General features: G+C 69.5%; 26 protein-coding genes and 1 tRNA gene. 22 read left to right on the top strand and 5 right to left on the bottom strand.

Annotated elements, in window-relative coordinates:
* The first annotated feature begins 13 nt into the window (after window positions 1–13).
* Window positions 14–1,381, top strand: coding sequence for a site-specific integrase (locus tag OHB21_RS21545; protein WP_328435750.1), 1,368 nt, complete (start codon window positions 14–16; stop codon window positions 1,379–1,381).
* Window positions 1,382–1,485: 104 nt separating this feature from the next.
* On the opposite strand, the gene OHB21_RS21550 is transcribed toward OHB21_RS21545, so the two are convergent.
* The 5 genes from OHB21_RS21550 to OHB21_RS21565 form a co-directional block, all read right to left on the bottom strand.
* A tRNA-Val gene (locus tag OHB21_RS21550) sits at window positions 1,486–1,557 on the bottom strand.
* A 348-nt stretch (window positions 1,558–1,905) separates the two neighbouring features.
* The gene (locus tag OHB21_RS21555) at window positions 1,906–3,312 is read right to left on the bottom strand and encodes a site-specific integrase (protein WP_195126693.1); all 1,407 of its coding nucleotides are present in this window, start codon (window positions 3,310–3,312) and stop codon (window positions 1,906–1,908) included.
* A gap of 229 nt (window positions 3,313–3,541) precedes the next feature.
* Window positions 3,542–3,907, bottom strand: coding sequence for an excisionase family DNA-binding protein (locus tag OHB21_RS37580; protein WP_084538203.1), 366 nt, complete (start codon window positions 3,905–3,907; stop codon window positions 3,542–3,544).
* 400 nt (window positions 3,908–4,307) lie between these two features.
* Window positions 4,308–4,916 (bottom strand): hypothetical protein, encoded by a 609-nt coding sequence (locus OHB21_RS21560; protein ID WP_195126694.1) that lies wholly within the window; start codon window positions 4,914–4,916, stop codon window positions 4,308–4,310.
* A 397-nt stretch (window positions 4,917–5,313) separates the two neighbouring features.
* Complete coding sequence (locus OHB21_RS21565) at window positions 5,314–6,102, bottom strand: helix-turn-helix domain-containing protein (RefSeq protein ID WP_195126695.1); 789 nt, start codon at window positions 6,100–6,102, stop codon at window positions 5,314–5,316.
* A 241-nt stretch (window positions 6,103–6,343) separates the two neighbouring features.
* On the opposite strand from OHB21_RS21565, the gene OHB21_RS21570 reads away from it, so the two are divergent.
* From OHB21_RS21570 to OHB21_RS21670, 21 genes are all read left to right on the top strand, one after another.
* Window positions 6,344–6,601 carry a hypothetical protein gene (locus tag OHB21_RS21570; RefSeq protein ID WP_195126696.1) on the top strand — a complete coding sequence of 86 codons (258 nt, stop codon included), beginning with the start codon at window positions 6,344–6,346 and terminating at the stop codon, window positions 6,599–6,601.
* Between the two features lie 250 nt (window positions 6,602–6,851).
* The gene (locus tag OHB21_RS21575; protein ID WP_195126697.1) at window positions 6,852–7,670 is read left to right on the top strand and encodes a hypothetical protein; all 819 of its coding nucleotides are present in this window, start codon (window positions 6,852–6,854) and stop codon (window positions 7,668–7,670) included.
* Window positions 7,667–8,908, top strand: a complete 1,242-nt coding sequence (locus OHB21_RS21580; RefSeq protein ID WP_228801682.1) for a cutinase family protein — start codon at window positions 7,667–7,669, stop codon at window positions 8,906–8,908. The genes OHB21_RS21575 and OHB21_RS21580 overlap by 4 nt, the downstream gene beginning before the upstream one ends.
* On the top strand, window positions 8,905–9,999 hold the full coding sequence (locus tag OHB21_RS21585; protein WP_067514725.1) for a lipase family protein: 1,095 nt from the start codon (window positions 8,905–8,907) through the stop codon (window positions 9,997–9,999). Before OHB21_RS21580 ends, OHB21_RS21585 begins: the two co-directional genes overlap by 4 nt.
* 76 nt (window positions 10,000–10,075) lie before the next feature.
* A complete protein-coding gene (locus tag OHB21_RS21590; protein ID WP_195126698.1) occupies window positions 10,076–11,656 on the top strand; it encodes a cutinase family protein in 1,581 nt (526 codons plus the stop codon).
* Between the two features lie 128 nt (window positions 11,657–11,784).
* Window positions 11,785–12,501, top strand: a complete 717-nt coding sequence (locus OHB21_RS21595) for a hypothetical protein (protein ID WP_195126699.1) — start codon at window positions 11,785–11,787, stop codon at window positions 12,499–12,501.
* A gap of 7 nt (window positions 12,502–12,508) precedes the next feature.
* Window positions 12,509–13,165 (top strand): hypothetical protein, encoded by a 657-nt coding sequence (locus tag OHB21_RS21600; protein WP_195126700.1) that lies wholly within the window; start codon window positions 12,509–12,511, stop codon window positions 13,163–13,165.
* On the top strand, window positions 13,162–13,485 hold the full coding sequence (locus OHB21_RS21605) for a hypothetical protein (RefSeq protein WP_328435760.1): 324 nt from the start codon (window positions 13,162–13,164) through the stop codon (window positions 13,483–13,485). Before OHB21_RS21600 ends, OHB21_RS21605 begins: the two co-directional genes overlap by 4 nt.
* Window positions 13,482–14,243: an alpha/beta fold hydrolase gene (locus OHB21_RS21610; protein WP_328435762.1), complete on the top strand. Its 762-nt coding sequence runs from the start codon at window positions 13,482–13,484 to the stop codon at window positions 14,241–14,243. Before OHB21_RS21605 ends, OHB21_RS21610 begins: the two co-directional genes overlap by 4 nt.
* Window positions 14,240–14,464 carry a hypothetical protein gene (locus tag OHB21_RS21615; protein ID WP_067514736.1) on the top strand — a complete coding sequence of 75 codons (225 nt, stop codon included), beginning with the start codon at window positions 14,240–14,242 and terminating at the stop codon, window positions 14,462–14,464. The genes OHB21_RS21610 and OHB21_RS21615 overlap by 4 nt, the downstream gene beginning before the upstream one ends.
* A gap of 25 nt (window positions 14,465–14,489) precedes the next feature.
* Window positions 14,490–15,140 carry a hypothetical protein gene (locus tag OHB21_RS21620; RefSeq protein WP_084538257.1) on the top strand — a complete coding sequence of 217 codons (651 nt, stop codon included), beginning with the start codon at window positions 14,490–14,492 and terminating at the stop codon, window positions 15,138–15,140.
* Complete coding sequence (locus tag OHB21_RS21625; RefSeq protein WP_147265981.1) at window positions 15,131–15,994, top strand: hypothetical protein; 864 nt, start codon at window positions 15,131–15,133, stop codon at window positions 15,992–15,994. The genes OHB21_RS21620 and OHB21_RS21625 overlap by 10 nt, the downstream gene beginning before the upstream one ends.
* Window positions 15,991–17,337, top strand: a complete 1,347-nt coding sequence (locus OHB21_RS21630) for a hypothetical protein (RefSeq protein ID WP_147265980.1) — start codon at window positions 15,991–15,993, stop codon at window positions 17,335–17,337. Before OHB21_RS21625 ends, OHB21_RS21630 begins: the two co-directional genes overlap by 4 nt.
* Window positions 17,334–18,812 (top strand): SCO6880 family protein, encoded by a 1,479-nt coding sequence (locus tag OHB21_RS21635; protein ID WP_328435765.1) that lies wholly within the window; start codon window positions 17,334–17,336, stop codon window positions 18,810–18,812. Before OHB21_RS21630 ends, OHB21_RS21635 begins: the two co-directional genes overlap by 4 nt.
* A gap of 56 nt (window positions 18,813–18,868) precedes the next feature.
* The gene (locus tag OHB21_RS21640) at window positions 18,869–20,551 is read left to right on the top strand and encodes a hypothetical protein (RefSeq protein WP_328435767.1); all 1,683 of its coding nucleotides are present in this window, start codon (window positions 18,869–18,871) and stop codon (window positions 20,549–20,551) included.
* A 37-nt stretch (window positions 20,552–20,588) separates the two neighbouring features.
* Complete coding sequence (locus tag OHB21_RS21645) at window positions 20,589–21,083, top strand: hypothetical protein (protein WP_195126702.1); 495 nt, start codon at window positions 20,589–20,591, stop codon at window positions 21,081–21,083.
* A 286-nt stretch (window positions 21,084–21,369) separates the two neighbouring features.
* Window positions 21,370–23,007, top strand: coding sequence for a M23 family metallopeptidase (locus OHB21_RS21650; RefSeq protein ID WP_195126703.1), 1,638 nt, complete (start codon window positions 21,370–21,372; stop codon window positions 23,005–23,007).
* 15 nt (window positions 23,008–23,022) lie between these two features.
* Complete coding sequence (locus OHB21_RS21655; RefSeq protein WP_195126704.1) at window positions 23,023–23,577, top strand: nuclear transport factor 2 family protein; 555 nt, start codon at window positions 23,023–23,025, stop codon at window positions 23,575–23,577.
* A gap of 240 nt (window positions 23,578–23,817) precedes the next feature.
* Window positions 23,818–24,675 (top strand): hypothetical protein, encoded by an 858-nt coding sequence (locus OHB21_RS21660; RefSeq protein WP_195126705.1) that lies wholly within the window; start codon window positions 23,818–23,820, stop codon window positions 24,673–24,675.
* The gene (locus tag OHB21_RS21665; RefSeq protein WP_067509104.1) at window positions 24,672–25,460 is read left to right on the top strand and encodes a hypothetical protein; all 789 of its coding nucleotides are present in this window, start codon (window positions 24,672–24,674) and stop codon (window positions 25,458–25,460) included. Before OHB21_RS21660 ends, OHB21_RS21665 begins: the two co-directional genes overlap by 4 nt.
* 145 nt (window positions 25,461–25,605) lie before the next feature.
* Complete coding sequence (locus OHB21_RS21670) at window positions 25,606–26,733, top strand: hypothetical protein (protein WP_195126706.1); 1,128 nt, start codon at window positions 25,606–25,608, stop codon at window positions 26,731–26,733.
* Window positions 26,734–26,739: the final 6 nt, after the last annotated feature.

Consider the following 26,739-nt stretch of genomic DNA (forward strand, 5'->3'; position numbering starts at 1 on the left):
GAAAGATTCGGAGATGGAAGAAGACAAGGCGAAGCGCACCAGACGCGCCGAACCGATCAACCGACACGTCGCCAAGAACGGCAAGGTGTCCTACTCGTTTCAGGTCGATGTCGGCGTGCGGCCGGACGGCAAGCGTGACCGCCAGATGTTCACGTGCCGCACCAAGAAGGAAGCGCAGACCGAATACCGCCGGATCTGTGCCGAGGTCCGGGCCGGGACGTACACCGCCCGCTCGCGGGTCACCGTGGCCGAGTTCGTAACCGGCTGGCTGGACGGGCGGCGTGACATCCGGAGCGACACCTTGGAGGGGTATCGAGCCGCGCTCAAACCGGTGGTGGACCGACTCGGACCGTTGCCGCTTCAGCAGCTCACCAAGGAACACATCGACGGCGTGGTGACGTGGCGGCTGACGGAAGGGCGCGGCGGTCAGGCACCGACCAGCGACATGCGCGCCGTCGTGCTGGCGTTCGTCGCCGAGCATCCGGAAGGCGTGCGTTACGCGCAGGTGGTCGAGAAGTTCGGGAGCAAAGCAGGCAAGTACCTGGACCGGTTACGGGAGGCGGGGCAGATCGTCCGCCCTGAGCGCGGCCTGTACGCCCTGCCCGCCGACACCGCCGCGCCGCGCGCAGCGCAAGGCGTGTCCGCCCGCACCGTCACCACGATGCTGATCCAGCTCTCGGCCGCGCTGGACGACGCGATGGAACAGGGCCTGGTCACGCGCAACGTCGCCCGGCTGGTGAAGCGGCCCGACGTCGAGGACGCAGAAATGCAGGTGTGGACGCGCGAGCAGGCGGCGGTATTCCGTGAGCATGTACGAGGGCACCGCCTGTACGCGCTGTTCCTGCTGTCGCTGTGCGGGCTGCGCCGCAGCGAGATCATGGGGTTGCGCTGGTCGCGGATCGAGGGGACCACCCTGCACATTCGCCGGGGCCGCGTCGCGGTCGGCAAGACGACCGTCGAGGGCGATCCGAAATCGCGGAGGTCGCGGCGCAGCCTGCCACTGCCGCCGGACGTCGCCACCGCCTTGAAGTCGCTCAAGGTCACGCAGCGGGCCGAAGCGCTCGCACTCGGCACCGCGTGGGACGACGATCGTCTCGTCGCCGTTCATGAGGACGGCGAACCGATCCGGCCCGAGTGGTTCAGCGACGAGTTCCAACGCCAGGCCAAGGCGGCCGGGTTGCCGGTGATCCGGCTGCACGACGCCCGGCACACCGCCGCGACCATCCTGTTGGACTCCGGGGCGTCTGTGTCGGCGGCGGCGAAGTGGCTCGGCCATGATCCGGCGGTGCTGCTGCGGGTTTACGGGCACGTCTACGACGAAGCGTTGGAGTCGATGGGCGTGGCCCTGTTCGGCGGTCCCGCCGAGGCGACGGGAACCTAGCTCGATCGCCCGTTGGCAAGTTCTTGGCAAGTTCGCGGTTCCCGACCGCAGGCGGACACTTCGCCAAGTGATGAGAAATAGCCTCTGACCAGGCACTTTTGAAGTGGACGCAGAGGGGATCGAACCCCCGACCGCTGGTGTGTAAAACCAGTGCTCTACCGCTGAGCTATACGTCCGGGCCGCCAGCGGCGACTGACGGGGATCGGTGATGAATCTACCGTGAGCAGGCAATCGGCATCAAACCGCCAGGTCGAGGCCACGATTGCCGCCTCGGTGCCGCGCGCGGAGCCCGGAAGCCGACATTCGCGAACGTCCAGCTTGTGTCGGCCTGTCCAGCCTGTGCGGGCGCGTCTTGGCACACTATTGGCACACTGGGATTCCGCGAACCATCTGCTCAGGGCCAGTTTTTGCCCACCACCCGATACGCGCGTACTGGCCGCTGCAAGACCATTGGCTATCTTTTGGCAACCATATCTCGTCAGTTCCCGTCCGCGCGAACCCGCGCGTCCGGGGTGTTCTGCCGCTCAGATGCCGTCGATGTGCGGGAAGAGGCTCCCGCCTGCCTGCTGCAGATCCTCGGCGACGACCTCGGAGTAGATGCCGACCGTGACGGCAGGGTGGTGCCCGTGCCACGCTGCGACGATGTGCGCGGGGATGTCCGAGGTGAGCATCAGGCTGACGCTGGTGTTGCGAAGTCCCTTGAGCAGAATTCGCCTGAGTTTCGCGCGTTCCCGGATTCGATGGAACTCGTCGCTGTACCACTCCGGGGTGATGGGGGTACCGTCTGGATGTACTGCGACGAGCCGATCGTCGGACCAGGATTCGCCGCGGGCTAGGCACTCCGCCTTTTGAACGATCTTCAGCGATTTCAACGCTGCCAGGAGGTCCGCTGGCGGTGGCAGATCCCGGCGACTGCGTTTCGATTTCGGCAGCCCTTCGTCGGTGCCCTTGCGGAGTTTCACACGTCCGCGTCGGATTCGAATCCTGGTGTCGTCGATGCGACTCCAGCGCAGCCCCAGCACTTCGCTGCGGCGGGCACCGTAGCAGGACAGGAGCCAGCAGGCGTACAGGCGTTCCCCGCGAATGAACTCGCGGAACCGGGTGACTTCCTCCAGGGACCACGATTTTGACTCGACATCGTCGTCATCGTCATCGATTTCGTCCAACGGGCGCTCGACAAGTTTTACAACGTTCCGAGGAAGGGCGCCCTGGTCGACAAATGACTGCACTACCCCGCCGAATGTCGACAGCATCGTTCGCACCGTGATCGGCTTCACGCCCCCGGGAGGTCCGGAAATGGTTGCCGGATCGGCGGCAATGTAGAAACCGCGCCGAGGACGCCGAACACGACCCGCTTTGTAGAGTGCTGACAAGGCGGTATATATGTCAGTGTCCGGAAATTCCGATTTGATCGCGCTGGCCGGAAGTCCGGCGGGATGCTTGGCGAGATGCGCGGCGATCCGTGAACAAAGCGAGTCCGGCTGATAGTGCCGTGGCCCGACTCGCCCTTCGCTGAGCATCCACTCGACCAATTCATCGACATCATCCTTGGCGAGGTCTCGCAGTTTCTTGCCGCCCAGCCTGCGGCGTACCGGCTTGAGGTCGTACTCGTAACCTTCGAGCGTCACACGCCGAACGCGTCTGCGGCCTCGGACCCATTTGTCGATCGCCTCGTTGACGGTGAGGTCGGTGAGTTTCACAAATATCCCGGCGTCGACTTCGGTCTTGATTCTCCGGTATTCCTTGATGGCCTTCTTTTTGGTCGGGTAGGTGAATCGCGGGCGGTCGCGCCGACCGTCCGGACTTTTGCCGACGTCGATCTGGAATGTGTAGGTTACCTGGCCGTTCTTAGCGACGCGCTGCTTGATCGGGCTTGTCTCACTGTTCGATTCGGGGTCATGGTCGGCCTGGGAAGACTTCGCCGTAGGCATAACTGGTCCCTTCGGTCGGGGAATCGTTGGCTGGCCGATAGTTTCGGGGTGCCAGCGGAACGGTTTCAGAGATTTGTCGGTGAAATCTTGTTGACAAAGTGCGTCCGCCCGCAGATGTGCTGGAGCGCGGCAATTGCGCCAGTTATGCGCCGTTGACACTGTCCATTCATGCGTATACACCGCCAACGGGACCGGTTCGCGGTGGCAGGGGTAATCTGGCGGGGATGTATCAACCGTTCAGCTGGCGCAGAACCCATGCGGACGGAACTCGAACTCGCCGACCGACTCGTACTGCGGGTATTGATCCCGCTGCTATCGCGGCATAGGCGGTGGATCGGCCGACTCCTACGAGCTGAGCGAACTCGCTTACGGATACGGTCGCTTCCGAGTGAAGTCGACTGAGAATTGCCGCGATATCCTGGTCAGGCATGTCGGCGCAGCCTGACTGTCCGGTGCACGCGCATGCGTGATTTGCGGCGCGGGAGACGCGGCTTCGATGGCCGGCGGCGGAGGCGGGGCAGATGTCGCCATTCGGGGGGCAACCGTCGGCCACTGGCGCGGACCGGCGATGCAGGGCCGTCCGTACGGCAATCATGTTCTGCGGGGTCCTGGATCGACCTATTGCCGCCGAGCGCGCTTGATTGGGTGTTGCCGCTACGAGCGTGCGGGCCGGATAGTTGGCGTGAGCCGGACGGCTCGGATCGCTCCTCGGTCATGGAGGTCTGCGCGGTAGCCATGGATACTTCTCCATCGGCTGTGCATCTGACCTCGATCCCTCGCCTCAATCAAACCGTAAAAGGGCTCCGACCGCCACCCTCAGTCGAACTCGAGCGACCGCGCGGGGCAGCCAACCCTTATCGACTGAGCATGCTGTGATTGTGGCAACGGAACGGTAGCTGGACGTTGCTGTAGACGAAGTCCGCAACGGGCGGCACGGGGCCGTAACCGATCTGCGGAGGGAGACTGTCAGGTGATGAGGCGCAACGTGGTAGCCGTCAGTGCGGCAGGTAGCGGCCCGCGCGCCAGACATGGTGGGTGAATGCCGCGGGAGTGAGGGGTTCGCGTACGGGTACTCCGGGGGCTGTCGGTTCGGGCCAGAAGCAGCAGCCGCATCGGTGGCAGTAGAGTCCTGCCGCCCAGACGGCGTGGGCGAGGGGGCGGCCGCGGCGGATTCGCTGGTTCTGCCGGGCGCGAGCGAGGGCTACCCAGTAGCAGGCGATCGTCGGCACGGAGGACGCGATGAGTGCCGGAATCCCGACGACCATCGCTTGCCCCAAGTCCACCAGTTCGGGGACCTCGCTGAACATCGCGGACACCGGCAGCATCATGATCAGGGGTAGAAGGAGGGCCAGGGTGCCCCACACGAGGAGACCTTCGATGGGCCGAGTTCCGGGTCCGGGATTGAGCGCGCTGGCCAGGGCGGTCGAGTGCGTGCTCGTTCGGGTCGCGGTGGCCACGACCGGAACTACTCCGTAGGGGGTGAATCCGACGCCGTGGTAGTCACCGGTGGTGACCGCGGTGCTGGTCCCTGTGGCGTGGAGCGCGGGGACCGCTTGCAGGGCGTGGGTGGTGCGGCAGTGCGGGCAGTGCAGATCTGTGAGCATCGTGTGTCCTCGGGATCTGACGGAGACGCGGCAGGGATGAACGCACTCGGTTGTCAATGATGAAACACATGGCCGGGGCCTGTCGAGGCGTCCTGGGTTGGGCAAGGACTGTCTCGCGATGGGTCGGATGATCGGCAGGGTCGCGAAACGAGTGCAGGGGTCTGAGGTGGGCGTGGTCGCCGCTGCGTGCTGGGCGATCGAGTCGCTGTGTGCCGCAGTGGATCTCGCGCGGGTGCGGTACAGCGGACCGGGGCCCGCCAGCGCACTGCGCATGACGATGGTCGGCGGCCAGCACGTCGACCCGGTACTGCGCGTCGGAGTTCAGTCGGCGTGGGGTGCGGACCTTCCGACGGCTGGTTGGTCGGCCTGCTCAACGTCACCCACTGTTGCCTGCGTGTCAGAGGGCTGGGCTGGTGGTGACGGACTCGACGGCGTGGAGCAGGGAGATGTGGCCGGTCGAGTCGGTGGGCGAGATGCGCAAGGTGTAGGAGGTGGTGGTGCGGTCGGGGTTGCGCAGGTGGAGCGGGACGTCGGAAGGCCGGATGAACATGACGTCGATGGTGGAGGCCCATCGCTCGCGGAATTCGGGGTTGCGGGCCAGCGAGGCCAAGCTGGTGCGCACCTGGACGGAGTCGCGATACCGACCGGCCACTGCGCGCAGCGACGCGACCGCGATCTTGGCTTCGGCGTCCCAGTCGTGAAGTGCGAGAAGACCGTCGTGCGAGAACACCCAGACCGGCACCGACATGTCGGCGGCCAGTCCCGGGACGGCTTGCTGAAATCTGCTGTTCGACCACAGGATTGTCCAGGTCGGGTCCACATAGGCGGCGAGGATGCCGCGGTGGTCCAGATCGACCAAGCCGGTGCGCAGCGCTTCGGAGGAGGAGATCCGTTCGCGCAGCTGGTCCGGTGGTGCGAGGTCCTCGGGTGTGTGGCGCAGGTTGTAGAGGTGACGCGCCTGCATCGGATCGAGGCGGTAGCCCGCGACGAGCTGGTCCAAGATTTCGGTGCTGGGCTTGCTCCGGCCGGCTTCGATGTCCTTGATGTAGTTGTCGCTGACGTGCGTCTCTCGCGAGGCGGTGTAGCGCGACCAGCTGCGGTGTTCGCGGATCTGCTTGAGCGTGGCACCGAGCGTGGGTGGTGCCGTGGCGTGGGCAGAGAGTCGACGGGCTCGCCCGGTGGGCATGGTCCCCCCTTTCTGGGTCTTCCGGCACGGCAGATGATCGCGTTACGCTAGATGGTTACCCCCCGAGACCTTGGTTTATTTCCTACCAGAAGGGGTAGCGCGCGGCAACTGTGAAACGTCCAGTTGCACAATTGATCTCCCGCCGATCGGGGCCTTATCGTCGAAGCGGCGTGGATGCTGGCTGTCTGCTGACATCGCGAACGCCGGTGCGCGACATCGGGTTCGGAAAGATCACGGACTGGTGCTGGAAACACCAAATACGCAGATGAATGAACTGTTTGCGTACCGAGATATTGTTACCGAGGAATCTTCACCCCTTCACGGGGTGGCGGAGATGGCTGAACGGGTTTTTGATGGTGTTCGTCCGACAAACAAACCCGAAAGGATTCCAATGGACCCGTTCGTGATTCTTGGGGCAGTCAACGGAGTGTTGACGGTCCTGAACAACGGCGTGCATCTGGCAGCGCAGGTGCTGTCGCTCGTGCTGCCGTTCATCTGACGGCGAAAGCCGCCTAGGAGTGGCCTCCTAGCTGCGGTTATGCGGCTAGGAGGCCGTGCGGGCGGGGGGTGTCCGTCGATTTTATCGATCTATTCCCTGTGTTATTCCCCAACCTTCGTTGAAGGGTCTATTTGGCATGCGGAAAAACAAATTGTCTGGTGACGGCATTGCCGGGAACTCGCCTTTTCAGGCCGGTTGTGCGGACCGCGGCCGGAATCGTGTGGGTGCGGGTGTGCGCCGTGGTTGCCGAGTGTTGCTCGCCGGTGCGGTGCCGGTGGTGGTGATCCTGTCCGCCGGGGCGGCGCACGCCGCGGCCCCCGCGGGCGCGATCGCCGAGCAGCCCGGCGTGACTGCCCCGCCGCAACCCGGCACGGCAGCGCCTCCGCCCCCTCCTGCGCCCGCTCCCGAGCCGGAACCTGCTGCGCCGCAGCCGGATCCGCCGGTGTACTACAGTCAGCCCCCGGAAGTGCGCAACGCGGCACCGTCGCGGCCGGCGCCGCCGACGGATGTGCCGGCACCGCCGATCCGGATCGAGGAACTGCACCTTCCGGAGCCGGTCGAACCGGTCGCGCCGATCGAAGCGCCACCGGAGAAGATCCGGATCGGGCAGTGGGAGGCCGATACTCCGCCGTGGTTGCCGCCGCAGTGCCGGGACCTGATCAACGACACGGCAGCCGGGCTGGAGGCGCAGGTCGCCACAGCGCTGGACTCGGTCGGGATCCCGGCGGGGCGCTCGGATCGGGTGTCGGGCGCGACGCTGGCCGGAGCGGGTATCGGTGGCGCGGCCGGGGCGACGGTGCTGGGCGCACCGGCCGCCGCGGCGGGCGCGGTCGTCGGCGGACTGATCGGCGGCACGATCGGCGGAATCGCCGGAGCCGCACTGGGCACCGTGGTGCCGGTCCCGGTGATCGGCACGGTGACCAGCGGGATCGCCGGAACGGCGCTCGGAGCCGCGGCCGGAGCCGCCGCGGGAGCCGCAGTCGCGGGCGTACCGGCCGCGGCGGTCGGGGCGGTCGCCGGTGGCACGGTCGGCGCCGGGTTCGGCGCCGGTGTGGGGGTGGGCCAATGATGGCGACCACCCGTGCCGGCCGTGGCGTGCACATCGCCGCGGTCACCGCCACGGCCTGCCTCAGCGCGGCCGCCAGCGCCGGCATCGGCGCGCCGTCGGCGTCGTCGGTGCCGATCGGACCGGGCTGCCCGGCACTGTATGTGCTGGGCGTGCAGGGCACCGGCCAGAGCTCGCCGAACGCCGACCCGCTCGCCGACATCGGAGTGATGGGCGCGCTGATCGGCCCGGCGGTCACCGCAGTGCCCCATCTGATGCAGCGCAGCTACATCGCCTACGGTGCGGGCTTCGGCGGGATCGTCCCGGGTGGCGCAGCCGACCCCTACGTCGTCACGGTCACCGACGCCCGCCGCAAACTCGACGCCGCGGTGGTCGAGATATCCGCCACATGCCCGTCGACGATGATCGCTGCCGCCGGACATTCCCAAGGCGCGCAGGCGGTTTCGGGATTCGCACGCGATGTCGGCGCCGGTGCGGGACCGGTTTCGGCCGACAAGATCGCCGGTATCGCGCTGTACTCGAACCCCGATCGAGCGCCGGGGGCTTCGGTGCTTGCCGGGCGCCCCGGCCAGCTCACGCCCGACCCGGCGCCGGGGACCAGCGGCGCGGCCGTGGCCGGAGTGCGGATCGCCAACCCCGCGGCCGCGGGTGGCGGGATCGCCGGGGTGGCCGACTACGGCGCGCTGACCGGTCGAGTCGCCGATATCTGCACCGACGGCGACCTGGCCTGCTCGGCGCCGGAGCGTGCCGCACTGCTGCGATTCGGCGCGATCATCGGCGCCCAAGCCGACCTGACCAACCCCGTGGCCGCGCTCACCTCGATCAACGCCGGGCTGTCCGGCGCGTTCGGCAGGGCGTGGAACACGATCGTGGCCAACGACTTCCACGTCGGTCCCGCCGTCGTGGACTACGCGCCGACGGCGACACTGGCGCAGCGACTCATCGAGTCCGCCGACCCACGCACGACGGCGACCGACCCCGGTGTGGCGGCGGCACGATGGGGCCACATCACCGCGACGATCGCGGCGAATCCCCTCGAACTGGGCAAGCTCGTCGGCCAGCTCGCCGCCGCGTGGTCGGTGTTCGCCGCGGACAACGCCGACCTGGTCAACCCGCTGGTCTGGGCCCGCTACCTCGACACCGTCGCCAGGCACAACAACTACGCCGCGCACGGGCAACTGGACTCGGGTATCGCGTGGCTGATCGCGCTGGCTACCGACGCGTCGGGAGCCGGGCGATGAGCGTCGACCTGTTCTACCAGGGACTGATCGTGGACACGGTCACACCGCCGGGCAGTGTCCTGCGCCGGCGACGGGTCGGGGTCCCGCAGCTCGACGGCGCGGCCGGGCAGGCCTGGCAGATCGTCTACGCCTCCCGCAGCGCGTTCAACGCACCGATCGCGGCGTCGGCCATCGTGATCGCCCCCGAGCACACCGAATCCCCCTCCGCCGCACTGGTATACCTCCCACCGTTCCACGGCCTGGGCGGCGCCGGCAATGCGCCGTCGCAGCGGCTGGCGGCGGGCACCTCGGCCAGCACGGAGGAGATCGGCGCGGCACTGGTACGCGGCTGGGTCGTGGTCGTGCCCGACGGGCACGGCATGGGGTTACGCGGGCTCGGGCCCGCCCGGTTCCCGGCGCGCCTGTCCGGCGCACGCGCCGCGCTGGACGCGGTGCGAACGCTGGAACGCCTCCCCGACGTCGCCTGGCCGGCGCTGCCCGCGCTTGCCTGGGGTTACGCCGACGGTGGCCGCACCGCGGTGGCGGTGGCCGAACACCAGCCGCGCTACGCCCCTGAGATCGACCTGCGCGGGATCGCCGCGGGCGCGGTGGTGGCCGATCTGGCCGCACTGGCCCGCTCGCACTCCCAGGGCCCGTGGTCGGGACTGGCGGTCGCGGCCATGATCGGCCTGTCGCGCGCCTACAGCCACATCCCGCTGCGCCATGTGCTCTCGGCGCCCGGCTACAGCGCCTTCGAGGACGCCGCTGTCCTGAGCGTCGAGGAGATCCGCGCGAAATTCGCTGCGCCGCTGTCGTATTGGTGCATCAGCGGCGACCCGTGGACCGACCAGATGTGGGGATTCGTGCTGGCCTCCGAACGGATGGCGCGCGAGGAACTCCCGCGCGTGCCGGTGCATCTCTACCACGGCGTCGACGACCAGGTGGTGCCGGCCGATCAAGCCCGCGGCCTGGTGCGCGCCTACCGGATGCGCGGTGTCGAGCCGATATGGCGGGAGTACCCGAGCGGCCACGGCCGCGCCGCCGTCCTCGGCCGCGCCGAGGCGCTGGCCCACCTGGATCGATTCCTGCATCAGGCACCCACGAGCACCTGAACCGCCCCGCACGACGCGAAAGACACGAAAAGCGATGCACGACACAATGATTCATCCAGCGAGAGTCGCCACTCTCTTGCTGCGTGCGGTGGCGGCGATCCTGGCCGCGGCGACGCTGGTGGGGGCGGCCGCCAACGCGAGCGCGGCGCCGGGCGTTGTGGCGCCGCTGGGCGCTACGTGCCCGGTCCTGTCCGTGATCGGGGTGCAGGGCACCGACGAATCCTCGCGTGAGGCCGCGGTCGGGGTGGACACCGGCGTCCTCGGGGTGGTTCTCGGTCCTCTCGCCGCCGGCGGTGAGCGGGTGGCGCGGACCTACCTGCCCTACGGCTACGACGAGGACGGCACGCGGGCACCCTATGCCCAGGCCACCGCAGCCGCGCGGGAGCGGCTGGAGCAGACGGCGATTGGGATCCTGCAGCGCTGCCCCGACACCCGGCTGGCCGCGGTGGGATACGCCCACGGCGCCGTCCCGGTGCAGTGGTGGGCCCGCGACATCGGCGCGGGAAACTCCCGCATCCCCGCCGACCGGATCGCCGCGATCGCGTTGCTGGCCAACCCGAACCGTGCGCCGGGCACCCCGGTGCTCCCCGGACGGCCGGGCGCACGCACGCCCGACGCGGTGCCGGGCACCGACGGTGCCCATGTCGGCGCCATCGAGGTCCTGGCATCCGCCCCGGCCGGAGGGGGGATCACCGCGCACTCCGAGCCGGCGGCCCCCACCGAGTACGGCGCGTTGACCGGCCGAGTCGCCGACTGGTGCGCGGCGGGGGACGCGACGTGCGACACCCCCGCGGACTCCCCACTGGCCGCCACCGTCGCCAACCTAGCGGCACGCTCGAGTCTGGGCGATCCGATCGCCGCCATCGGCACCATCGCACAAGCGCTGACCAGGACCGTATTTCGTACCGCGACCACGGTGATCAACGAGGACCTGCACGGCACCACCCTGGACACCCTGTCCTACCGCCCCCAAGCCAGCCTCGGGCAGCGGCTGGTGGAGGCCTCCGCGCCGGATGCCCCCGCCCCGGACGGGCACGACGCGATCGCGGCGCTGCTCAAACTCGGCGGCATCGGCATCCACGCGGTGATCGCGGTGGCACGCAAGGTGTTCACCCCGGCCACCGTCGCCGAACTGGCCACCGTCGGCATGACCAGCCCCTGGGCGGCCCTCGCCGCGCTGGGGATGAAACTGGCCGGCGCCGTCGCCGAACTAGTGCCACCACAGACCGCCTCGCGCTGGATCAACCAGGCGTTCACCGCGATCACCAGCACCGTCACCGATCCAGACGAGCTCTACCAACTCGCCGGGACCGCCCGCTACAGCGACACGACAGGCCGCACCGGCGCCTACCGCCGCACCCCGGCCAGCCCCGCCGGGGACTCCACCCTGGCCACGGTGACCCGCTGGCTGCGCGCCGCCACCGACGACCTCGCCGCCAGCACCCCCACCACCGCGACGCCAAAACCCACCACCCCGCCCTCGGCCACGACCCGACCCTCGGTCTCCACACCGGGCGCCGCGCCCACCGAGCCGAGCGAGCGCACAACGACACCCGCTCGTCCCGACCCGGGGACGACCGCGCCTACGAGCGCACCGAAACCATCCGGCGTGCCACCGGCGGGGACAACCGTCCCCTCCGGCACCGCCGGACCGTGACCCCTTCGGGTGGCGCGCGCCATCTGTCGGCACACCCTTACCCCTTGCTGTGCTGGCTGACCTCGTCCCTGACGCGTCACCCGAAGGGCCCCAACCCATCTGACCACACACGAAGGAGGTGACAGCACATGAGCGACGACGAGCAGGGCTGGCAATGGCTCGCCGGAACCGAACATCCGGCTCCGCCGACGACCGCGCCCGGCGATCGCGGCTCGGACGACGAGGCCTGGCAGTGGGTCACCACCGCCCGCTCGACCACCCCCACCCTGCCTGCGCGAGCCGCGGCCACATCGTCACAACCGCGACCCGGGCGCCGGGTGGCCGCCGTCGCGGGCACGGTGTGCGCGGTCCTGGTGGTGGCCGCGGCGACCGTCGCGGCCCTGAGCGCGACCGCATCCGGCCCTGAGGTCTCCACCGGACCGGCCGTGGAGACTGCTGACCCGACAGCACCGTCCACCAGCGCCCCTGTGGTAGCCGAACCGGCGGCCTGCCTCGGGGTCGAGGACGCGACCGTCACCGACAGCGACAGCGACGGAACCGATCTGACCGCCGCAATCGCGGCGTTCCAATACGCCTACTACGCGCGCCGCGACACGGCGGCGGCGCTGGCGGTCGTCGCGCCCGAGGCCGGACTGGACCCGGCCGCGCTGGCCGCGGCGATCACCGCGGTGCCCACCGGAACCGAGCACTGCGTCGGGATCACACCGATCACCTCGACCGCCGCCGAAGTCCACCTCGTCGAACTGCGTCCCGATGGGCGGCGAGCCGACTACCTGCAACTGGTCAACGGCCGCGCCGACGACGCGGCGCGGCGGACCCTGATCACCAATATCCAGGGGCGGTGAGCCAGACATGAGTGCCGCGCTGCATCTGGTGAGCACACACCGCAGACCGATCCCGCATACCGACCTCGACATCGAACCGCCACCGCCGACGCGCCGGGCCCCGGTACGAGAGGAACCACTGCCGACCACCGGGGCCTACCCGCCGCTGTGGGCGGTGATGGGCGCGCACGGCGGCGCCGGCGCCACCACCCTGGCGCGCTGGTGGGCACCGGCCGCCGACGCCGGTCTGAGCTGGCCCGGCTCCGCGCGCACCACCCAGCGGGTGATCATCGTGGCCCGGGTGTGCATGGCCGGAATGATCGCCGCGGCCGACCGGCTGCGGGAGTGGCACGCGGGACTGGCCCCCGACGGTGTCGTGGTCATCGGCCTGGTCCTGATGCCACTGCGCCCCGGCCGGGTGCCCGCGCCGGTCCGCCGATACCGCGCCACGGTGACCGAGCTGGCCGAGTGCGTCTACGACATCGGCTGGCACGACCACCTCGCCCTGGAACCACACGAACTGGCCCAATTCCGCCCCGGCGACCCCCCACCCCCACGCCGGCGGGCGAGTCTGCGCGCCGCGGTCCCCGCCGATGTCGGACGCGCCGGCGCCGACATCGTCGACCGGCTGGCCCACTCACGCAAATCCTCTGCACAACAGCATATTTCGGAGAGTCCGTCATGACAGTGACAACCATGGTGGCCAGTGCGGCGAGCGAGACGCTGACCCTGCTCGCCCAAGCACCGGACGACATCGACCCCGGCCAGATCGTCCCGGTATCCCCGCCGGGATCGGACAAGCTGATCCTGGTCGTGAACTGGCTCCGGTTCCTGGTCAACCTGGCCGGCATCGCGGCCATCATCTACGGCGGCGGCCGGTTCGGATGGGAGAAATTCCACGGCGGCGCCCTGGAAAGCCCGAAAATTGTGGGGGCCGCCATTATCGGCGGGGTCGCCGCGACGATGGCGGCGCGCATCATGGGCGAAGTGGTGGCGACCTCATGACCACCACCCCACGCCCTGAACGCAACGCCGACCCCTCGCTGGCGGAATCGACCGTACCGCAAGCGATCACACCCGCAGCCCCCTGCGCTGGCGCCTCAGGCGCCGGTCCGCTCTCGGCGTCGGGTGAGGTCGTCTGCGTGCATCGGTGGGGAGCCGCGCACGCGCCCGCGACTGTGATCTACCTCGAACGTGGCGACTGGCGATCCTGGCGCCCGGTAACCAGCCGACTGCACAGCCGTCTCGGCGGCGGCATCGCCCAGATCACCGTCCACCGCCACGACCCCGGCACCGGCTGTAACCGCGCCAGAGAACACGCGCTGCCCACCGCGTCGAGCCCCACCGACCTCGACACCGCCGCCACCTACGCGACAGGAGCGATCGTGTGCGTGGCCACCGGTACCCGGTGCACCCTGGCACAGCGGTGGGCGGCGGCGCGGTGCCGCGAAAACCCCGCCGCCGTCGCGGGACTCGTGCTGCTGAACCCCGCGGCGACAGCTCCACCGGCCGGGGCCCCCCAGGATCCGCCGTCGGCCACCGACCTCGGCGAGCTGCGCGAGATCCCGACCTGGGTGGTGTGCGACAGCCTCGTCGACGGCGGATACGGCGCGCGATTCGCCGAGGCTCTGTGGGCCGACCACATCGACATCCCCGGCGGCGGGCACGCGGTCGAAGGCAGCCACCCCGACCGCGTGATGCATACCGTCCTGACCGCTCTCGAGGTCGCCTACCTCACCGACCGGCGCGGAGACCGGCCATGACCCGCCTACCCGAGGACGTGCGGGCGCCGCTGATCGAACTGCTGGGCATCCTGCTGTGGCTGGTGTGGCTGCTGTGCATCGGGCGCGTGATGTGGGTCGGGGGACAGCTGGTGGCCCGGATGTACCGGGACGAGGCCATCGAAGGGCTCGTGGGCGCGTTGAGCGCCGCGGTACTGGCCGGATCGGCCAGCGGCATCGCTGTGGCGATCCTGGCGACCTAGGACACCGAAACCGGAGACGATCTGCATGAAACTCTCACGAGCACAACGCATCCCACGCGCGAGCAGGATCGCGGTTCTGGCGTTCACCGGACCGATCGCCGCGGCAGCGCTGCTGGGATGTGCCAGCGACCCCGAGCCGAGCACCGCCGGACCGTCGAGCACCACCTGGGCGACCGACCGCCCCCCCAGCGGCGTGCACTGGCGGCCGTACCAGGGCGTGGAGCTGCCGATCACCGATCAGGGACCGCACCGAGTGGAAGGCGCGGTGGCCAGCGAGTTCGACCGCAATCCCGCAGGCGCGGCCGTGGCTGCCATCCACGCCAACGTCCGGATCGCCGTCGCCGACGACCGGGACTGGGCGACGGTGGGGCAGCAGATGCTCGCGGAGGGGCCGGGGCGAGACAGCTGGGCGGTGCTGCGCGCACAAGTGTCCATCACCGAACCCGCCACCGGCGCACCCAGGATCCTCGGATACCGCATCGCCCGCTACACCCTCGACGTGGCCGAGGTCGACATCTACAGCCGCCACCCGGACGAGTCGGTCACCGTGCACCGCGCTCAGGTCGTGTGGCGGGCCGATGGATGGCGTCTGCTGCTGCCCGAGATCCCCGGCTACCACACGGTGACCACGGCCGCGGCCGCACCGCCGGACATGGTGGTGCTGCCGTGGCCCTAGACCAGCGCTCCCGCAGCAGGCGGCGACCGATCCGCGAATATCAGCTGGCGGCAGTGTTGTTCGCGTTCATCGTCGCCGTCGTCGTCACCGTGTTCGTGATCGTCGTTCGCTCACCGGGCGAACCATCCAGCACCCCGGCACCGTCGGCATCGTCGTCGAGTACCCCATCGGTGACTTCGCGGGTCGCGCCGTTCTCGTCGACGGCGAGCAGACCACCGGCGGTCGACCGCTACGGGGTCCGTCTCGAGGACACCGGTGCAGATTCCGGTGTCGCGCTGGCCCAGGACGCTGCCGGTCGAGTGGATCCGGCCGATCCCGCCTACCTGCGCGCCGCGCCGACCGGTCTGCAATGGCAACGCGGCTGGGACGGCGCGGCGTTGCCGGTGTCGGCCTCCGACGGACCCACCCGGATCAGCGGCGGGGTCGCGACGGGATTCGCGCGCACCCCGCAAGGCGCTGCGCTGGCCGGGCTCGATGCCACCGCCCGTGCTCTCGCCGCTCCGGACGGCGAGTGGGAAAGCGTTGTCCGGCAACGCTTCTACGGCGAGCCCGACATGGTGGAGGTGCTGCTGGACCGCTACCGGCTGGCGCGCGCCCGCACCGTCGATGCCGCCCGCTACGTCGTCGTGCCCGACGGCGTTCGACTGATGGGCGGGTACGACGGCGAGCTGGCGGTCGTGGAGACCGCGACTCGCGACGGCGCCGGTGGATACAGCGTGTCGAGCCTGGCCATGGTCTGGGTGGACGGGGATTGGCGTGTGCGTATCCCCGGCGTCGTCGAACAGTTCTGGGCACCACCGCGACACGTGATGTCCATCGAGGACTTCGGCGCGTGGAAAGGCGGGCCGCGATGACCGCCCCCACTGTCCGTGACCAGATCGTCCCTCCCTTCTGCGATATCCCCGGGATGGCCGGTGCGGTCTGTGCGGTCGACGACGCCGCGGGCGCCGCGGCGAGCGCGGTGGCGAACTCCGCGCTCGACGACCTGGCCGAATGGATCGGTGAAGCATTCGGTGCGCTGCTGGGCCTGACCCTGACCTGGTGGACGCGGCTGCCCTCACCACACTTGACCGCCGACGCCAGCGGCGGGTGGGCGCCGGTCCTCGATCAGATCCGCGCCTACACCACCGAGATCCAGGTGCTGATGCTCATCGCGGGACTGTTGTTCGCCGCGGTGCGCCTGACGCTGGCCCAGCGCGGCGGGATGGCGGGGGAGGCGCAGGAAACGGTGCTGATGCTGGGCCGGGCGGTGCTGGCCTCGATGGCTTTGGCCAGCGTCATCACCGCGGGCACCCGCGCTGGAGACGCGTTCGCGGACTGGGTCATACGCGAAAGTATCGACGGAGATCTGGAAAGCTTCGGCTCGAACTTGTACCGGTCCTATGTGGCTGGATCGTTGGGGACCAGCCCCGGAATGCTGTTCATCTTGTTTCTGGCGTCCGCGCTCAGCATGCTCGTGCAGCTGGTGATGTTGGTGGCGCGCCAGGCGCTGCTGATCGTCGTGGTCGCGGTCCTGCCGATCGCGGCCGCCGCGTCGGGCACCGGGCCAGGATCGAAATCCTACAAGCGGTTGCTGGGCTGGGCGCTGGCGTTCGTGCTGTGGAAACCCGTCGGCGCGCTGGTGTACTCGATCGCGTTCACCGCGGTCGGCGATCCGCAGGGCGAGCAGACCGCTGTGCTCGGGCTGATCTTGCTGGCGATGTCGGCGCTGGTGCTGCCCGCGCTGATCAGGCTCGTCGCCCCCGACACGGCCAGCCTGGGTGGCGGCGGAGGCGCGGCCGCGACGGTGGCCGGCGGCCTGGCGGGTGTGGCCATGGCGGCGGCGGGAGCCCGCCGCGAAGGCCGCCGCCTCGGGCAATCCGCGCCCGGCGGCGGAGGCGGCGGGCCTGGTGGTGGTGGACCCCCGCCGCCGGCACTGCCGCCGGGCGGCAACGGCGGCGGGCGCCGCGCACTACCACCCGGCGGAGGCAACGCAAGCGGCGGCGGTGGGGGTGGACGTGGCGGCGGGGGCGGCGGGCCGCAGGCCCCGAGCGTTCCTCCCGGTGGTGGTGCGGCTACGAAGGCCGGCGCCGCGGCGCTGGTGGGCGCGCAGCTGGCCAAAGGTGCGGGCTCGGTGGCGGGGTCAGGATCGCCGGCCCGCCCGCCCGACTCGGCCGCCGACCAGCAGCGGCCCGGGCCCCTGGAGGTCCGGCGATGACGATCCGCATGTACGGCAGATGGGAAAAGCCGCGCAGCGCAGGGTTTTTCGGACTCACGTGGGGTGTGTCCATGTTCGGGCTCGGTCTGATCATCGCGATCATGGTCCTGTTCATGGCCTCGCCGCCGATGCCCGTACTCGGCACCGCGATCGTGACCGCGGCACTGGTGTTCACGCCGATGGCGGTCACCTACCGGGGCCGCACGGGGTGGGAACTGGCGCTGCTGTACGGGCAGTACGTCCTGGCCGCGGCGACCGGGGAGACGCTGTATCGCGCGGGACGGTTCTCGCGGTTGCCCGGGCGAGCGAAACTACCTGGACTGCTGGCGGATTCACGCCTGTGCGAGTACGAGACGCCCGGTGGACGGCAGTTCGCGATGCTGCACATCCGCCGCACCGACCACTACGCGGTCGTGCTGCGCGTGATGCCCCGCGGACAAGAGCTGGTGGACCAGTCGACGATCGACGCCTGGGTGGAGGAATACGGGCAGATGCTCGCCGCGCAGAGCCGCAGCGGCGACGTGGTCGCGATCACCTCGGTGCTGGAGAGCGTGGTGGAGACCCGGCTGCGGCCACAGCGAGAGGTGGCGGCGCTGGTCCGCGACGACGCCCCGGACTATGCCCGCCACGTGATGGCCGAAGCGGTGACCGACACCGGCGGGCCGGGGGTGCGGGTCGAGGCACGGATCGCGATCACCTACCGCCCGATGGGGCGCGGGCGGATCCGCCGCGACGAGGCCGAGCAGGCGCGCGAGATCGGGCGCCGCCTGCAAACGGTGGTCACCCAGCTCGCGCGAGCGGGGTTGCCCGCGCGGCCGATGCGAGCGTGGGAGGTGATGGCCCTGGTCCGGTCCCGCTACGACCTGGCCTCCCAACGCGATGTGGAGACAGCCGCAGAGTCGATCACCGAGACCCAGGGCTGGGACAGCGTGGGCCCGATCGCCCACGACGACCTGTGGGACCACTACCGCCACGACGGCGGCTGCTCGATCACCTGGGAGATGGACGAGGCACCCCGCGGCGCGGTGAACGAACGCGTACTCGAAGAACTGATCCGGCCGCGCCTGGATGTCGCCCGAAAACGCGTCGCGATCGTGTACCGGCTTCACTCAGCGGCCGAGGCAACCACGCTGGTGGACAACGATTTCCGCGATGCGGTCGCTGCTGAGCAGACCGAGCGCGGCATCGCCAGCGCCTCGGCGCGGATCCGGGTCACCAACACCGCGGCTTCGCGTGAGGAACAAGCGCGCGGCGCGGGCCTGACCCGGTTCGGTGCGCTGATCACCGTCACCGACCGGCTCGACGCCGATCTTCCCGGCATCGAAGCGACGGTGGCGGGGATGAGCGCGGCAAGTCGGCTGGGAGTGCGGCGCTGCTACGCGGCTCAGGCCGCGAGTTTCGCGGCGTCGCTCGGCGTGGGGATCGTGCTGCCAGAGCACGCGTCCACACCGAGGCGGAGGCGGATCGGGATATGAGCCCCACACCGAGACCTCGACGAACGCGCCCCGCGCGCACCACCGTGGTGGGTGGGGTGCGGGTACTGACCGAGCAAGCGCGCGCGGACACCGAGAAGCGTGCGGGCGAGGGCGGTCTGCGCGGATGGTGGGCACGGCGGATCCTCTCCAGCGACGACCACCGACGTGTCAACGCCGGTCGTGGAGGGCGCAACGACGAGCAGCCGGCGTTGCCGAACTCCGACGCGGGCGCGGTCCGCCTGTCCGACCGCGGCTACCGCGGCCGGGGCGGGGGTCGCGCCCGGGTAGTCGCGGCGACCCCGGAATGGCGGGCCACCACCACTCAAGTCGCCGGGCTGTGGCCGTTCGCCGTCGGTGCGGCCGCACCGATGCTCGGCACCCCCATCGGTGAGCACCTCATCACCGGGGCGGCGGTCCATTTCGACCCCATGACGGCCTTCCTGCGCAAACTGATCACCGCGCCGAGCCTTTTCGTGTTGGCGCTCAACGGTTTCGGCAAGTCCTCGCTGATCCGCCGCATCATCACCGGTCGAGTCGCCGCCGGTGACACGGTCCTGGTGGTGGGCGACACCAAACCGGACTATCGCGACCTCGTAGAGCAATTGGGCGGCCAGGTCATCCCGGTCGGATACGGACAATCGGTCATCAACCCGCTCGACGTCGGTGCCTACGGCTTGGCGGTCGCGCAACTGCCCGACCCGGCCCAGCGCCGCGAGGTCGCCGCCCGCGTGCACGCCGCCCAGGTCACCATCGTGGCCGGGCTGATCGAACTGGTGCGCGGCGAGCGTGTCGCCGACTTCGAGGAGGTGTTACTGGCCGCGGCCGTGCGCGTGCTCTACGACCCCGACGCCGGCGGGTTCACCCACGAGCGACCCCCACACCTGTCGGACCTGCTCGAGGTGATCGCCACTGGCAGTGACCGCCTCATCGCCTACGCAGAAGAAGACACCGCGCAGGCCTACCGCGCGAGCACCAAACCGCTACGGCGATCACTGCGCGCCCTGACCGAGGGCCCATTCGGTGAGGTGTTCGACGGACCCACCACCGTGCCGCTGGACCTCTCACGCCCCGCGGTGTGCATCGATGTCTCTGGAGTACCCGAAGGCGACGCCAAACTGCTCGCGGCGGTCCTGATGGTGTGCTGGTCAGCCGGTTTCGGCGCCATCGGCGCCGCGCACGCCCTCGCCGACGCCGGACTACAACCACCCCGACTGTTCGGAGTCGTGATGGACGAGATCTGGCGAGTGCTGTCCGCGGGTGGGGACTACATGGTCGACCGCGTCGACGCGCTCACCCGGCTGCACCGCGAGTTCGCCACCTGGCTCGTCATGTGCAGCCACACCCTACGAGATCTGGCCGCGTTCAACAGCGCAACGGCACAGGCCAAAGGCATCGGTTTGTTCGACCGGGCGCGCGCGAAGATCATCGGCGCGGTCGGGCCCGACGAGATCGACCGCATCCGCGGCTCGATCGGGATCACCGAAACCGCGAAACTACTCGTCACCTCCTGGGCGGCACCACTGCCAGCCAGCGACACCGACCACCTCGACAGCCCGAGCCACGGCGAGGACACACCACCAGGAATGGGCTGCTTCCTGCTCCTGACCGGCGAATCCTCCACCGACAGCGCGGGAACCCCGTTCCGGCTGCACTTCACGCCCACCGAACGCGCCACGGCGGTCCACAACACCAACCGCCGTTTCGACTTCGACCACGAGATGAGGGCCCGCCAATGGTGACTAACGAAAGTGTGGCCGGAGGCAGGAGGCCAGTCGAATGGTGAGCAATCGAATCGTACTGGATCCGTTGGATCCGAGCGTATCCGACCGCGAGATCGTCATCGGATGGGATCGTGGTTTGGGCACGTACTTCGCTCAAGTTCTGGACGGTGTCGACGAATCCGGTGATGGCGGCACCATTCAGCTGTCTATCGGCACCCGGCCCGACGAGATCGGCACTGCCGATGAAGTGATCGAAGCGGTCCGCCCGTTCGCGATCATCCCGGACACTTTGCATCGGGATCTCGTAGCACAGCACGAGGCGCCCGGGGCGCAGCAGAAGTCACCGTTCCTCTACCTGTTTCTGGGCGCGGCCTTGGAGACGTCGGCGGCCGACGGCGAACAGCCATCACACATTTCGCACCAATCGGCCCCGGCTGACGAAATTGCGGCGGTTCCGAATTCGGAAAGCGAGACACCGAGGTGGGAAACCGATCCCGCGAACGCGCTGGATTCGGCTCAGCAGCCTCCCGAGCAAGGTTACGGACGATGACAGGTTCACCGTCGCGAAAACACACCGCGCACGAGGTGCGGCTCGAGCACATGTGTGAATTCGTCTGCTGCTCAGCCCTTTCAGCGACCGGATCGCAGGCCCGCTGCTGTGGTGTCAACGCTGCTGGATCGGACGGCGGCGAGTCCCGGGTGGTGGGACACCAGCGCGACGTCGGCTGGACGTCGGCGTACACGCACACCCCGGGAGCTCGCAGACCGACCAGGGAGTCGTTGACGGTGGGCCGACCGGGATTCGAGGCGGGCATGGTGCGGGATCGGAGGCACCGATGAAAAGTATTGGGGCGGCCCTGATTTCGGTCGTCGTCGCGGTGGTGCCGCTGCTGCTCCTGCTGGTCGTGATCGACACGCCCGGATGCGGGCCGGTGCCATCGGGCCCCGGCGCGGGAATGGCGTTGCCCGCGGGCTCGAAATCGATGCCGATGGCGCAGGGCACCTACACCCTGACCTCCGGATACGGGCCCCGGTGGGGCACATTCCACTACGGCACCGACTTCGGTGCCGAAGCGGGCCAGCCGATCTACGCCGTCGCCGACGGCGTGGTCGCCGCCGTCGGCCCGGCCAGCGGATTCGGCACGTGGATCGTCCTCGACCACAACATGAACGGGTCCAGCTATTCCTCGGTGTACGGGCATATGTTCGCCGACGACATCGACCCCGCCGTTGTGGTGGGCGCCAGCGTCCGGGCCGGGCAGCTGATCGCGAAAGTCGGCTACGCCGGCGAAGTGTCACCTCCGGGCCCGGAAGGGGCGCACCTGCACCTGGAGATCCGGGAGGGCACCCGGCTCGGTGGCGGTCGCGCGATCGACCCGATGCCCTGGCTGGCGGGCGCGCTCGAACCGGGTAGCGCCGGACCCGCCACACCCGAACCGTCGGCTCCTGGCCCAGCTCCTCCTGGGCTTGACTCGCGGGCGGCCGCCGGGGTGGCAGAGCTTCCGCCGCTGCCTGCCAGCGTGGGCAGCGAGGACAAACTCCAGATCGACGCCGTGCGCGTGGCCCGCCTGGTCGCGGCCCGGTTCCCGGAGGTGACCACGATCGGAGGGTGGCGTCCACCCGATGCCTACGGCGAGCACTCGGCCGGCCGCGCAGTCGACGTCATGATCCCCGGATACAGCAGCGGCACCGGCAAAGCCCTCGGTGACCGGATCACCCAATTTCTGCTGGCCCACGCCGCCGAGCTGCACATCGAATACCTGATCTGGCGTCAGCAGTACATCCCGGGCACCGGGTCACCGTCGATGATGGAGGACCGCGGCAGCCCGACCGCCAACCACTACGACCACATCCACGTCTCGGTCAGCGGCGGCGGCCTGCCCGACGGCTCTACCCCGATCGGTCCCGGCCCCGCCGCCCCCAGCCCCGGCGTCGGCCCGGGGTCGGGTTCGGAGTGCGGGCCCGGCGGCGGCGAGGACGACCTGGCGCCGGGTCGGGTGCCGCCGCAGTACGAGCAGATGTACCGGCGCGCCGGGACCCTGTGCCCGCAGATCAGCCCGTCCCTGCTGGCCGCCCAGGGCAAGCAGGAATCGGGATTCGACCCGAACGCGATTAGTTCATCTGGCGCACAAGGTATTTCGCAGTTCATGCCGGAGGTCTGGCCCGCGTACGGGCTGACCGACGAGGACAAAAACGACCGAATCAGCCCGTTCGACCCGGCCGACGCGATCATGGCCCAGGGCCGCTACATGTGCGAGATCGCCGCGACGATCGACGGCTGGATCGCCGACGGCAAAGTCATCGAAACCAACGGCCGCGAGGAGCTGTACTTGGCCGCCTACAACGCCGGCCCTGGAGCAGTCCTGCGCAACAGGGGATTTCCGGTCGACGGCCACGACTACATCGTCCAGACCCGGCCCTACGCGGACATCATCCTCGCGACGGCCCGCGAATACTCCACCACCCTGAGCTGAGAAAGAGAGATGACCGTGACGCGCAGAACCTGGCTTCTCGTCCTCAGCGTGCTGTCCGCCGTGGCGGTGGCCGTCACCGTGGTGGTGTCGGTCAGCCGCGACACTCCCGGCGGCGAACAGCATGGGCCCGGAGATGCCGAGCACGGGATCGAGGGCCCCATGCCCGAGGGCGCCGACGCGCACACCGCCGCGGTGCACGCGCTCACCGCGATGTTCTCCTGGCAGCCGGTCGTCGACGAGAGCCCCGGCGCGGGTCTGGTGCGGGCCCGGCCGTGGCTGACCGGCGAACTCGCGGCCACCGCCGATTCCTCGCCCGGCGCCACCTCGGGAGTGCGGCCGCTACCGGACTGGCAGGCCTGGCGCGAGTCCCGCGACGTGATCCGCGCCGCCGTCACCGAACCCACCGTCACCACGACGGCCGTCGACGGTGAATGCCTGGTCGCCGCGACCGTCACCCAGACCGTGCACCACCTCGACAACACCAGAACCCCCTACCGGCGCATGACGGTCTCCGCCGTCATGCGCGACACCGGGAACGGCTGGCGGCTGGCGCACTTCGTCACCAGCTGACCACACCCGGCAAAGGAGCAGACCGATGTATCCCACCTCCCGAGAAGCCGCCACCCGCGCACTTGTTGCACGCCCTGACCTCCGGCCGAATCGTCACTGTGACACCACGGGCGCCGTGGGAGGGCTGGGACCTGCGCCGCCGCGGGCGCACCACCGCGCGGCCCGAAATTGCCGGTGCCGCGTGTGCAGACCCAGCCCGCCAGTGGTCGACGACCGCACCGCGCCTGTGAGGAGGACTTGATGACCACCATGAACAGTCACCGTCAAGAGTTGCTGGCCATCGCGGCTGTTTCGGCCCGTCACCCGGTCTGGAGTGAAGCTTACGGCGACGAAGACCGCACGCGCATGCGTCTGGAAGTCGAGCAAGATGCCCGCGCGGCGGGGGTGCCGGACCGCCAGATCGATCAGGTCCGGGTACTGGGGATGCTGTTCATGGATTGGGAGCGTGTGGGTGAGGCACGCGATCTCGACGCCGCGGTGCGAGCCGGTCTGAGATGGTGTGCCGCAGTCGAATTCGTGCGATATCGGCAGATGATCCTTGTCGGCGCCGTCATCGAGACCGAGTTCCTTCGCTGGCAGCCGCCTGCCGGTCGACCGTGGCACATGTCGCGGATGCACCCGTCGGTGATCCAACATGAGCGCAACCTTGCCGCGGTCCGCTCGCTGATCGCCGTGACGACCGATCTCGCCGAGCCGAGCACCGATCAGGCCAGAGCGCTGGTCAGCACGCTCACCACTGATCGCGACAAGATCTTGCGCGCGCTGTCGCAGACACTGTGGGAGTGCCCGGGCAGGCTCGACGAGATCTGGGCCGAGGAGCATTGCCACCCCCGGATCGAACGGCACGGCACGCATGTGGCCTCGACGCTGCTCGATACTCCGGCCGATCGCGGTGTGCATTTCCAGGCGACCGCTGATCTGCTGGCGGCCGCCCGCGGGCGTCTCGCCGAGCTCCGTGAGACGGCCCTGTCCGAGGTGTTCGCCGGGTGGGCTGCCCCGCACCCTGCCACCACCACTGAGCCCGGACCCGCGGAGACCATCGGCGGCAGCCCGCCGCCACCGGCCTCTCCGCACGCTACCGAGGAGCCCTCGCTGTGACCGGCAACGATCGGCTTGCGACCCGCTCCCACACCGGCGAAGACGCCGCGGCGAGGCGGCTGCGCTACCGGCTCTCGCCGGGGCGGGTAGCCCAGTACTACGCCGGCGAACTCCAACAGCACGCGAGCACAGCGCGCATCGATGAGATCGCCCGCGGCTACGCACTCGATGAGGACCCCGCCCGCTACGAGCGTTTCCTCACCGCGTTACTCGTCGAGCACGGCATCGATTACGAAGCGATCCGGCAAGCGGAGCTGGTGCGAGGCCGTACCTACGACCGACTCGTCCGCCGAGCACGCCACGCACCGGCCCTTACTCTCTGGGCCGCAGCGCAATTCGGGCGTTTCGCGGTGTGTGCCGAAGACGGCACCGTGATCTCGCGGGGACACCTTCCTCGCCACCTGCGCGGCGAGGACCTCGACGAGCACGACCCCGACGAGCACGACGTCGGTGGCGAAGGCGACGGCAGCGAGGATGCGATGGCGACCGCATTGGCCGACGCGCAGTCGGAACTGGTCGCCCACCACGCGATCCGGATAGCTGGACGCGCCCGCGCCGCTGCCGGATTGCGTGCGCTGCGCTTGCGACTGATCCTGTCCCGCCGCCGCGGCATCCAGCCCGCCCGCCTGCGCTACGCCGCGACGCGCGAGGTCCTGGTCCTCGACCTGGACACCAACGCCCACGGCAGCCCTGCCGCCGCAGCGTGCCTGGACCCCACCCCCGTGCCCTGGCGCCACTACGACCTGACCACCCTGCACGTCGACCGGTCCGGACGATCGACATGAACACACCCGCCACCGAACAGACCCCCGCCCCGGGTGCACGAGGCACACCGCGGCGGACCGCCCGCGCAGTGGCGTCCGTGGCGGTCACACCGGCCTGCGTGCAGGCGGCCACCGACGACATGGGACTCCATGACGTCGAAACTCATTGCTGCGCAGCTACATTCATCGGAAATCGTGCCTCCATGGAGGCGTGTTCAGGGCAGAACGCACTGCTCGCCACGTTCCCGCTGTCCAGGCCACAGGTGATGTCATGACCAGCGACGACCCCGTAGCCGAAAGCGGACGGGCTGCCGGGCAGAGCTTCACGCAGGCCCTGCACAGCGCCCAGATGGTCGCGGGGGCACTGCGATCGTACGGCGCCGACGGCCGATCCCGCGCCGCACACGACCAAGCGACGGCGATCGCCGAAGCCAAGGACCTGCGGTCACAGCTCGAGCACCTCCAGCGGGTCCGCCACGCACAGCAGAAGCGTGACGAGGAGCGGTATCTGAACCAGTTGCGCGGGGTCGAGATTCGTACCCGCACCGAAGCACAAGCGGACACCGAGTCGCTGCGGCAAGCCGAGATCAAACACCGGGGCGCGCGCCAAGACTCCGAATCCCGCAGCAAGGATCGCCGCGACAGCGCCAGCCATCGGCAGCGCCTGAAGCGCGATCGCCAGCGGTTCCGCCAGGACAGGGAGCTGTTCGAACTCGAGCGTGAGATCAAGGAACTGCGTCTAGCGGCGATGAGACGGGCGGCGGGTTTCAGCGCGAAGGCGGGCGAGGATCCGGCGGCCGGAGCGGCCGCGGCGCAGCGGTCCGCGGCGGCGTTCGCCGCGGCCGACGCGAGTGCGGACCTGTCCGAGGAACAGACGCGCGACGCCGAAGCGTTCCGCGCCCGGTTCGCCGAGGACACCGGAAAATCCTACCGCGACACCGGATTCGCCCAGACCAACCCACGGTCGGCAGCCGCGGCGACGCGGGGTGCCGCGGTGGGCGAGTTCGTCGGGGGCCTGGCCGAAGCCCTGACCGTCCTGCGCCATCTGAGCCACTGGGCGTCGTTCATCGGTCAGGCCACTCAGGCGGAGACGGCCACGTCCGCCGCGCACCACGAGCCCGACATCGGGCCGGGCGCGGGAGCTGCGGGATCGATCGTCGACGCCGGACTGACCGCGCTCACTACCCCGGAGCCCGAGCCGACCGAGGCGGTATCGGAGCCGGCCGGGCTGGTGATCGACGTGGAACCCCTTGCCGTGCACGACATTCCCATCGGACCAGAGCTCGAACCATGAGGTGGA

Source organism: Nocardia puris, from assembly GCF_036051655.1.
Lineage (GTDB): Bacteria > Actinomycetota > Actinomycetes > Mycobacteriales > Mycobacteriaceae > Nocardia > Nocardia puris.

Bases quoted from the DNA above. Each gene is read 5' to 3' on its own strand.
- OHB21_RS21545 (WP_328435750.1), top strand. From the start codon at position 14: ATGGAAGAAGACAAGGCGAAGCGCACCAGACGCGCCGAACCGATCAAC.
- OHB21_RS21555 (WP_195126693.1), bottom strand. From the start codon at position 3,312: ATGCCTACGGCGAAGTCTTCCCAGGCCGACCATGACCCCGAATCGAAC.
- OHB21_RS37580 (WP_084538203.1), bottom strand. From the start codon at position 3,907: ATGATTGCCGTACGGACGGCCCTGCATCGCCGGTCCGCGCCAGTGGCC.
- OHB21_RS21560 (WP_195126694.1), bottom strand. From the start codon at position 4,916: ATGCTCACAGATCTGCACTGCCCGCACTGCCGCACCACCCACGCCCTG.
- OHB21_RS21565 (WP_195126695.1), bottom strand. From the start codon at position 6,102: ATGCCCACCGGGCGAGCCCGTCGACTCTCTGCCCACGCCACGGCACCA.
- OHB21_RS21580 (WP_228801682.1), top strand. From the start codon at position 7,667: ATGATGGCGACCACCCGTGCCGGCCGTGGCGTGCACATCGCCGCGGTC.
- OHB21_RS21585 (WP_067514725.1), top strand. From the start codon at position 8,905: ATGAGCGTCGACCTGTTCTACCAGGGACTGATCGTGGACACGGTCACA.
- OHB21_RS21595 (WP_195126699.1), top strand. From the start codon at position 11,785: ATGAGCGACGACGAGCAGGGCTGGCAATGGCTCGCCGGAACCGAACAT.
- OHB21_RS21600 (WP_195126700.1), top strand. From the start codon at position 12,509: ATGAGTGCCGCGCTGCATCTGGTGAGCACACACCGCAGACCGATCCCG.
- OHB21_RS21605 (WP_328435760.1), top strand. From the start codon at position 13,162: ATGACAGTGACAACCATGGTGGCCAGTGCGGCGAGCGAGACGCTGACC.
- OHB21_RS21610 (WP_328435762.1), top strand. From the start codon at position 13,482: ATGACCACCACCCCACGCCCTGAACGCAACGCCGACCCCTCGCTGGCG.
- OHB21_RS21615 (WP_067514736.1), top strand. From the start codon at position 14,240: ATGACCCGCCTACCCGAGGACGTGCGGGCGCCGCTGATCGAACTGCTG.
- OHB21_RS21620 (WP_084538257.1), top strand. From the start codon at position 14,490: ATGAAACTCTCACGAGCACAACGCATCCCACGCGCGAGCAGGATCGCG.
- OHB21_RS21630 (WP_147265980.1), top strand. From the start codon at position 15,991: ATGACCGCCCCCACTGTCCGTGACCAGATCGTCCCTCCCTTCTGCGAT.
- OHB21_RS21635 (WP_328435765.1), top strand. From the start codon at position 17,334: ATGACGATCCGCATGTACGGCAGATGGGAAAAGCCGCGCAGCGCAGGG.
- OHB21_RS21645 (WP_195126702.1), top strand. From the start codon at position 20,589: ATGGTGAGCAATCGAATCGTACTGGATCCGTTGGATCCGAGCGTATCC.
- OHB21_RS21650 (WP_195126703.1), top strand. From the start codon at position 21,370: ATGAAAAGTATTGGGGCGGCCCTGATTTCGGTCGTCGTCGCGGTGGTG.
- OHB21_RS21660 (WP_195126705.1), top strand. From the start codon at position 23,818: ATGACCACCATGAACAGTCACCGTCAAGAGTTGCTGGCCATCGCGGCT.